The sequence below is a fragment of the Methylomagnum sp. genome (assembly GCF_054333355.1).
The window spans coordinates 1-8,458 of sequence record NZ_JBTEKS010000189.1; the positions used below are offsets into that span (position 1 = coordinate 1).

The 8,458-nt window shown below is 61.9% G+C and carries 8 protein-coding genes; 5 read left to right on the top strand and 3 right to left on the bottom strand.

The annotated features are described in order from the left end of the window. Positions 1-455, bottom strand: a 455-nt coding sequence (locus ACXWUF_RS14080) for an SCO family protein (protein ID WP_458495288.1), incomplete at its 3' end; no start/stop codon positions are given. 323 nt (positions 456-778) lie between these two features. Here ACXWUF_RS14080 and ACXWUF_RS14085 point away from each other — a divergent pair. Next, positions 779-3,247 (top strand): glycogen/starch/alpha-glucan phosphorylase, encoded by a 2,469-nt coding sequence (locus ACXWUF_RS14085; RefSeq protein ID WP_458495289.1) that lies wholly within the window; start codon positions 779-781, stop codon positions 3,245-3,247. Between the two features lie 58 nt (positions 3,248-3,305). Here ACXWUF_RS14085 and ACXWUF_RS14090 read toward each other — a convergent pair whose 3' ends face one another. Next, complete coding sequence (locus tag ACXWUF_RS14090) at positions 3,306-3,863, bottom strand: hypothetical protein (RefSeq protein WP_458495290.1); 558 nt, start codon at positions 3,861-3,863, stop codon at positions 3,306-3,308. Between the two features lie 624 nt (positions 3,864-4,487). Beyond that, complete coding sequence (locus tag ACXWUF_RS14095; protein ID WP_458495291.1) at positions 4,488-4,772, bottom strand: DUF427 domain-containing protein; 285 nt, start codon at positions 4,770-4,772, stop codon at positions 4,488-4,490. 217 nt (positions 4,773-4,989) lie between these two features. Here ACXWUF_RS14095 and egtB point away from each other — a divergent pair, with 217 nt between their 5' ends. The 4 genes from egtB (at position 4,990) to ACXWUF_RS14115 (ending at position 8,316) form a co-directional block, all read left to right on the top strand. Then, entirely contained in the window at positions 4,990-6,291 is a 1,302-nt protein-coding gene (gene egtB, locus ACXWUF_RS14100) for an ergothioneine biosynthesis protein EgtB (RefSeq protein ID WP_458495292.1), read from the top strand. Continuing rightward, a complete protein-coding gene (gene egtD, locus ACXWUF_RS14105; protein WP_458495293.1) occupies positions 6,288-7,265 on the top strand; it encodes an L-histidine N(alpha)-methyltransferase in 978 nt (325 codons plus the stop codon). The genes egtB and egtD overlap by 4 nt, the downstream gene beginning before the upstream one ends. Before the next feature lie 354 nt (positions 7,266-7,619). Then, positions 7,620-7,922 (top strand): hypothetical protein, encoded by a 303-nt coding sequence (locus tag ACXWUF_RS14110; RefSeq protein ID WP_458495294.1) that lies wholly within the window; start codon positions 7,620-7,622, stop codon positions 7,920-7,922. Positions 7,923-7,932: 10 nt separating this feature from the next. Beyond that, positions 7,933-8,316, top strand: a complete 384-nt coding sequence (locus ACXWUF_RS14115) for a CPBP family intramembrane glutamic endopeptidase (RefSeq protein WP_458495295.1) — start codon at positions 7,933-7,935, stop codon at positions 8,314-8,316. Positions 8,317-8,458: the final 142 nt, after the last annotated feature.

Genomic DNA, 8,458 nt, shown 5'->3' on the forward strand with positions numbered 1-8,458 from the left:
GCGGTGGTCAGAAACCGCCATTCCAGCCCCTCGCCGAAAGATTGACCATACTTCTTCATGGCCTCGGGCGTGTCGTGTTCCGGGTTGAAGCTGAGGGTGACGAGGCGCAGTTGCTTCGCCAGGTCCGGCTCCTTGAGCAAGCGGGCTTGCAGCTTGTGGAAGACGGCGGTGGCGAGGGGGCAGCCGTTCACGTCGCTGCATGTGGCGTAAATGAAGCTGAGCAAGGTCAGCTTGTCGCCGTAGAGATCACGCAGATTCAGCGCCCGCCCATCGGTGTCCAGTACCTTGCCATCGGCGGCGAGGCCCAGCGACGGCAGAGTGTACGAGCCGGGCGCGGGCAGCTTGAAAGGCAGGTCTTTGTAGCCGGGGGCGAGTTTGGCTTCGGTGTCGGCGGCTTGGGCGGCGGTTAGGCCGAAGGCGCAGAGGGTGGCGATGGCGAGACGGATTAGCTTCATAATTCAATACCTTAAATTTATAGGATGGGTGGAAGCGCATTCTGTGAGGCTTCGTTTCCCGTGGAAGCCTCCCGGCGCCGCAACCCATCATTCGGATTGGCGCGATGGGTTACGGCGCACAGCAAAAACCACGGGCGCTTCGATCCCATGCCATGTGCGCCTCCACCCATCCTATAACCCTGATTTAGATTCGAAATGGACTGTACGCAATGATGAACGAAGACCGTGGGAACGATGCTAGAAAATAGCCATCCGCCGCCCAACGGCCAAGCCGGGACTCCCACAACCTCCGTCGGAATGACAATAAAATTCGAGGAATCCGCATGACCACCGACCGCGACGCCTACGGCGCCCTAAACCCCAAAGACATCCCTGCCCTCAAACGGGCGCTGGTGAACCGGCTGATCTACTCCATCGGCAAAGACCCGGTGGACACCCAGGAACGGGATTGGTTCGTCGCCCTGGCCCACGTCGTGCGCGGCCTCCTGACCGTCAAGTGGATGGAGTCCATGCGCGACTATTACCTACAGGACGCCAAGCGGGTGTACTACCTGTCCATGGAATTCCTGATTGGTCGCACGCTGAACAACGCCCTGCTGAACATGAACAGCCTGGACGAATTCAAGCAGGTCTTGGAGGACGTGGGCCTGCGCCTCGACAGCGTGAGCGAACACGAAGAGGAAGCCGCCCTCGGCAACGGTGGCCTGGGCCGACTCGCCGCGTGCTTCCTCGACTCCCTCGCCACCCTGCAAATGCCCGGCTTCGGTTACGGCATCCGCTACGACTACGGCATTTTCTCCCAGCAAATCGAGAACGGCTGGCAGGTGGAGCATCCCGACAACTGGCTGCGCTACGGCAACCCCTGGGAATTCCCCCGGCCCGAGGTCATCTACCGGGTGCAGTTCTGTGGCCGCAGCGAGGAATACCGGGACGACTCTGGCCGGACCCGCCAGCGCTGGGTGGACAGCGAGGACGTCATGGCGATGGCCTACGACATGCCCGTCCCCGGCTACGGCGAAGGCACGGTCAACAATTTGCGGCTATGGTCGGCCAAGGCCACCCGGGATTTCGAGTTGCGCTACTTCAACGAGGGCAACTACATCAAGGCGGTGGAGCAGAAGACCCAGTCGGAGAACCTCTCCAAGGTGCTGTACCCCGACGACACCACCCAGATGGGCCGGGAGCTGCGGCTCAAGCAGGAATATTTCTTCGTCAGCGCCTCGCTGCAAGACATCCTGGGCCACTACATCACCGACCACCGGCCCTTCGACAACCTGCCCAACGAGGTAGCGATTCAGCTCAACGACACCCATCCCTCCATTGCCATCGCCGAGTTGATGCGGGTCTTGGTGGACCTGCATGGGGTGGAATGGGACCGGGCCTTCGACATCACCGTCCGCACCTTCGCCTACACCAACCACACCTTGCTGCCGGAAGCCCTGGAAACCTGGTCGGTGCGGCTGTTCGAAAAGCTGTTGCCGCGCCACCTGCAAATCATCTACGACATCAACAAGCAATTCCTGACTGAGGTGAGCCGCCGCTTCCCCAACGACATGGACTTGATCCGGCGCGTGTCGCTGATCGACGAGGACCAGGGCCGCCGGGTGCGCATGTCGCATCTCGCCATCGTCGGCAGCCACAAGGTCAACGGCGTCGCCAAGCTGCACAGCGAGTTGATGCAAAGCACCATCTTCCGGGACTTCGCGATGATCTTCCCGGAGCGCTTCATCAACATCACCAACGGCGTCACCCCGAGGCGCTGGCTGAATCAGGCCAACCGGCCCTTATCGACGCTCATCACCGAATCCATCGGGCCGGGCTGGGTGGCCGATCTGGACCAGTTAAAGAAACTGGAGCCGCTGGCCGAGGACGCGTTGTTCCGGCGCCGGTTCCACGCCGCGAAGCAGGAGAACAAGCGCAAGCTGGCGAACCTGCTCATGGACCGGCTGGACATCGCCATCAATCCCGCCAGCCTGTTCGATGTGCAGATCAAGCGCATCCACGAGTACAAGCGGCAGTTGCTCAACCTGCTGCACGTCGTCACCCGCTACCAGCGCATCAAGGACAACCCGGCGGCGAACTGGGTGCCGCGCACGGTCATCTTCGGTGGCAAGGCCGCGCCCGCCTACTGGATGGCGAAGCTCATCATCAAGCTCATCAACGATGTGGCGAACGTGGTGAACCACGATCCGGTCACGCGGGAGCGGCTGACGGTGGTCTTCGTGCCCGATTACAACGTGTCCCTGGCCATGGACCTGATTCCCGCCGTGGACCTGTCGGAGCAGATTTCCACCGCCGGCATGGAGGCGTCCGGCACCAGCAACATGAAGATGACCATGAACGGGGCGCTGACCATCGGCACCCTGGATGGGGCGAATATCGAGATTCGAGACGCGGTGGGGGCGGAGAATTTCTTCCTGTTCGGGCTGACCGCCGACCGGGTGGAAGACCTGCACCGGCATGGCTATCACCCGTGGCGGGATTACTACCACACCAACCCGGAGCTAAAGCGGGCGCTGGACATGATCGCGGGGGGCCATTTCTCGCCGGACGAGCCGGATCGGTTCCGGCCGGTGGTGGACTCGTTGCTGGTCGGGGGGGATCGCTACGCACTGTTGGCGGATTACGCGGATTACGTCCGCAGCCAGGAGGCGGTGGATAAACTGTATCGGAATGAGGAGGCGTGGACGCGGAAGGCCATTTTGAACGTGGCCCGCTCGGGGCGGTTCTCTAGCGACCGCTCGATTAGGGAATATGCCGAGTTGATTTGGGGCATTTCGGCCCGGAAATAAATACGCAAACCAGACCGACGCGGTTTTCAAAACCGCGTCGGTCTTTATTTCTACGGCGTCAAACCGCCGCCAATCCTTCTTCCATAGCCATCGCCGTCTCGGCGGCGGCAGCCTCCTCAGCGGCGACCCGCTCCCGTCCGTCGAACGCCCGCCGGGCGGCCTTGAAGCCGTCCCGCACGCCCTCGCCCATCGCATTGTTCGACGGGATCAGATTGCCCACGACCATCGAGCCAAACACGACGCCGTAGGTGGCGAAATAGAAGCCGTTATAAATCCCTTTGTGGATCATCCCGCCCACCGCCGGAATGAACCCCGCCGCCGCGTCGCGGGCGTCGCTGGCGCCTTCGCGGATGGCTTCGGAAAAATCTTCCGCTGGCTCGGCGGTGCGTTCCAGAGCCGTTGTCTCGGTGAATTCGGTGCGCTCGTAAGTCGTCTCGCCCGCCGGGGACGAAACCGCCTCCAGGGTTTCCACGGTCTCCACGGATTCCGCGATGACGGACTCCGCGACGGTGGGTTCCTCGATGCTTTCCGGGGTGAATTCGGTGGTGGTGGCTTCGATTGATTCGACGCTGGATTCAACCGGCTCGGTGGGTTCGGTGTGATGCTTTCTTGCCATTTAAGTAGCTCCTTATCGTGGAAAGATAGAGATATACGTTGACGTATGGGCGCCTTCATCGGCGACAGAACGCTTATATCTCAAATAAAATTTCACTTGCTACCGCAAACCCCCCGGACCGCAAAAAATTTTTGGATTTTAATGCCGCCATATGACAGGCATTTGAATCGGGGACGGGGACGGATTTCTAATATGGCCTAGCCAGGGGGCATAAGTTCCTTGCGCTCACGCTCCGGCGAACCCTTTTAATCCCCGGTTCAGGAACGACACCCTACACTTTGCCCGCGAACCAGCGGGCGGAACGGGCGAGTGCCACTAAGGTGCCCTTCTGTCAATTCTCGCTAACTAAGTATTTGTACGAGCTTGGCTCAACCGCCCTATAGCCAAACACTAAGTCACCGCTGAACCCGCCACGCCATGGCGGGTTAAACACCTATTGCAATGGAAGGTCGTAATGGAAACCCTCGGAATTATTGGGGCAACAGTCCTGGCGGTATTGGCCGTTGGCGTTTGCCTGATTGCTGTCCTGATGGCGGCGGCTTTCGACAGATGAGCTAGGGGCTGAACGAAAACCCACGGATACGGGTTCTCGCCAAAGCGCCGGGCCGCGCACCACCCGGCGGTTCAAGGCTCCACCACCACGCCCCGCCAGAAGGCCACGTAATCCTTGAGACTCCCGGCGGCGGGCTTCGGGTCGGGGTAATACCAAGCCGCATCCGGGTTGCGCCGCCCCTCCGCCACGATGTCGTAATAACGGGCCGTGCCTTTCCAGGGGCATTCCGACTGGGTTGAACTGGCCTCGAAATACTCCCGCCGAATCGAATCAGGCGGGAAGTAACAGTTGTTTTCAACCGTTTCGCATTGGCCGCTGTCGGCCAGCACCGCGCCATTCCAGGTGGCTTTAGCCATATAGATACCCGCCCTTGGTAAAACAACATTTCACCCCCTCCCCCTCTGGGAGAGGGCTGGGGTGAGGGTGGTCAAATAAAACGTTCATTCCAGCGTCATCCATATCCATCACGCCCGGCGTTGAGAACGCCACGACCGCATCCGTAATACTCCAAGCTTACGTACCGTTCGGCCCCGCTTAGAATCGACTGGACCCAAGGACAGGGAGGAATACCCCATGTTAACGGCTCATTGCCCGGTTAAGGACTATAGACCCATCGCCGCGGCCAAAACTCCGCTGGCCCATTACCACCGCGTCCGCGCCGCCACCCAGGGCATTTGCGACCCGCTGGCGGTGGAGGACTACGGCGTCCAGGCCATGCCCGATGTCAGCCCGCCGAAATGGCATCTGGCCCACACCACTTGGTTCTTCGAGCAATTCGTCCTGATTCCATTTTGGGAGAACTACCGGGTTTTCCACCCCCAGTTCGGAGCGCTCTTCAACTCCTATTACGAAACCGCAGGCGGCCTCTTCCCCCGCCCGCAACGGGGCTTACTGGCCCGGCCCACGGTGGAGGAAATCCAGCTTTACCGCGCCCATGTGGACGCCGCCATGGAAGAATTCCTGGCGACGGCCCCGCCCTCGATCCGCGCCGACGCGATGGCCCGCACCACGCTGGGCCTGCATCACGAGCAGCAACACCAGGAGCTCCTGCTCACCGACATCAAGTACAACTTCGCCAGCAACCCTTTGCGGCCCATCTACCGCGCCATCCCCGAGCCAGCGCATTACCCCTCCCCCGCCCTGGACTGGCTGGCATATTCCGGCGGATTGCGGGAGATCGGCCACGCCGCCGAAGCGGGCTTCGCCTACGACAACGAGACGCCCCGCCACGCGGTTTATCTCAGGGATTACCGGCTGGCCTCGCGCCTGATAACCAACGCCGAGTTTCTGGAATTCATGGACGCGGGCGGCTACGAACGCCCCGAGCTGTGGCTGTCGGACGGCTGGAAAACCGCCCGGCAAGCGGGCTGGCGGGCGCCGTTGTATTGGGAGGAACGGGGTGGGCGCTGGTGGCTGATGACCTTGGCGGGCCTGAAGCCCTTGGATGAACACGAGCCGGTCTGCCACGTCAGCTTCTACGAGGCCGACGCCTACGCCCGCTGGCGGGGCGTGCGCCTGCCCACGGAAGCGGAATGGGAGAACGCGGCGAGCGGGTGCGCGGTGCGGGGCAATTTCCGGGAATCCGGGCTGCTCCACCCGGCGGCGGCGGACGGCACGCATCCCGGCGAACCGGCGCAGTTGTTCGGCGACGCCTGGGAATGGACCCAAAGCCCCTACGCGCCCTACCCCGGCTTCGTGCCGCTGGCCGGCTCGCTGGGCGAATACAACGGCAAGTTCATGTGCAATCAGATGGTGCTGCGGGGCGGCTCCTGCGCCACGCCGGAAGCCCACATCCGGGCCACCTACCGCAATTTCTTCTACCCCTGGGACCGCTGGCAATTCACCGGCATCCGGCTGGCCGAGGACGCGGCATGACGGCGCCGGGGGTGCTGTTCTCCGATCACCGGCCCGCCCGCGCCGACCTGTTGGCCGAAGTCTTGAATGGATTGTCCGCGCCGCAGAAGCGCCTGCCGCCCAAGCTGTTCTACGATGCGCGGGGCAGCCGCTTATTCGAAGCCATCTGCGAGACGCCGGAGTATTACCCGACCCGCACCGAGACCGCCATCCTGCGGCGTTGCGCGTCCGAAATCGCCGAGGCGGTGGGGCCGGATTGCCTGCTCATCGAGCCGGGCAGCGGCGCCATGGACAAGGCGCGGCTGTTGCTGGACGCCCTGCGGCCCGCCGCTTATCTGCCGCTGGATATTTCCGGCGAACACCTCCACGCCGCCGCCCGCGCCCTGGCCGCCGATTATCCCTGGCTGTGCGTCCACGCGGTGTGCCTGGACTACAGCCAAGGGCTGGACCGGCTCGATTGGTCCTGTGTGCCGAAGGGGCGGAAGAAAGTCGTGTTTTTCCCCGGCTCCACCATCGGCAACTTCGAACCCGCCGAGGCCGCCGCGTTCCTGCGGCAAGCGGCCCGGCTGGCGGCACCGGATGGCGGGCTGCTGATCGGGGTCGATCTCAAGAAAGACCCGGAACGGCTGCATCGGGCCTATAACGACGCGCAGGGCGTGACGCGGGAATTCAACCTGAACCTGCTGCACCGATTGAACGCCGAGCTGGGCGCCGATTTCGACACGGGCGGCTTTTACCACTACGCCTATTACCACGCCCGGCGGGGCCGCGTGGAAATGCACCTGGTCAGCCGCCGCGCTCAAGAAATTCGGCTGGGCCAGCGACGGCTCCGCTTCGCGGACGGCGAGTCCATCCACACGGAGAACGCCTACAAGTACACCGGCGTGGAGTTTCAGGACTTGGCGGGCGCGGCGGGATTCCGTCCGGCGGGCGACTGGACCGACCCGGCGCGGTGGTTCAGCGTGCAGTATTTCGAGGTGGGCGGTCATACGTAGGGATGTGGTCGTGAACAGCCTCCCGACTCCCGTAGGCCGGGCATGTACTCATGCCCGACGCCACCGCCCGGACCAAGCCTGTATAGGATGGGTGCAGCGCAGCGAAACCCATCATGCCGCCTCGCTCGATGTGATGGGTTCCGCGAAGCTCCACCCATCCCACAGGCTGACATAGCTCGACGGCCCTGGCACATTACCCAGATAAGCGCCCAATTTAGGATGCTATACTGCCTGAACGCCCCCATTCACAAGCCATCCCGCCATGAGTGTCGCCCCGCCGCACAACCACGAACCATTGTCGGCAGCCCCCGGCCAGCGCCGCAAGGCAAAACCCCAAGCGGCCCACTTTAATCCATGCCGATAGGCCGCCTGGACAAGCGCTCAGCCATACTTCTGGCCATATTCCCGACCTTGGCGCTGGAGTTGCTCAATACCTTTTGGCTTGAATCGCTGATTCTCCAGGGCGGAGCCGTCTTTTATATCGCCGATCTATTCCAATGGATTATCGTGCCCTGCCTGGTGTGGCTGCTCATACTCCGCGCCACCGATATAAAACCCAAGGAATTTGGGTTCCCCGACTTAAATGCCACCCATCCCTTGGAATCCGCCGGTCTGGCGCTGGCCGCCGCGTTTTTATTATGGCTGGCTTATATATAAGCCCGTTTTCGTGATTGCCTATCGGTGGTTCTGGCCCCACGCGGAAAGCATTGGGTATGGCGCCATAATCCCTAAGCTATTTCCCTGGAACATACTGACCGGCGTCTATTTCTCGGCCACGGCGGCGGTGGTTGAAGAAACCGTTTTCCGGGGATTGCCGTGGTTGTATCTTTCGTGCTTCCTCTCGCCAGCCCGGCGGGTTTTCTGGTATCTCGCCCTCACCCCCCTGCTCTTCGCCGCCTGCCATTCCGAACAAGGGCTGCACGGCGTCATTGCCGCCTGGGTATACGGTCTCGTGGCGGCGCTGCTGTACGTTCGCCTGCGAAGCCTATGGCCGCTGGTGTTCGGTCATTTCGTCATCGACATGATTGAGTTCTGGCCGAATCCAATTTGAAATATGAGGCCCCGTATCCGGTCATCGGACGTCCCATGTGGAACATGCAAGGGAGGCATGGCTTTCAACCGGGACGCGGTTTAGCAAGAATCCTTAAAGCATTTTTCATTTTGGGTTTACGGTGTTCACGTAGGCCGACTCG

Bases quoted from the DNA above. Each gene is read 5' to 3' on its own strand.
- ACXWUF_RS14085 (WP_458495289.1), top strand. From the start codon at position 779: ATGACCACCGACCGCGACGCCTACGGCGCCCTAAACCCCAAAGACATC.
- ACXWUF_RS14090 (WP_458495290.1), bottom strand. From the start codon at position 3,863: ATGGCAAGAAAGCATCACACCGAACCCACCGAGCCGGTTGAATCCAGC.
- ACXWUF_RS14095 (WP_458495291.1), bottom strand. From the start codon at position 4,772: ATGGCTAAAGCCACCTGGAATGGCGCGGTGCTGGCCGACAGCGGCCAA.
- egtB (WP_458495292.1), top strand. From the start codon at position 4,990: ATGTTAACGGCTCATTGCCCGGTTAAGGACTATAGACCCATCGCCGCG.
- egtD (WP_458495293.1), top strand. From the start codon at position 6,288: ATGACGGCGCCGGGGGTGCTGTTCTCCGATCACCGGCCCGCCCGCGCC.
- ACXWUF_RS14110 (WP_458495294.1), top strand. From the start codon at position 7,620: ATGCCGATAGGCCGCCTGGACAAGCGCTCAGCCATACTTCTGGCCATA.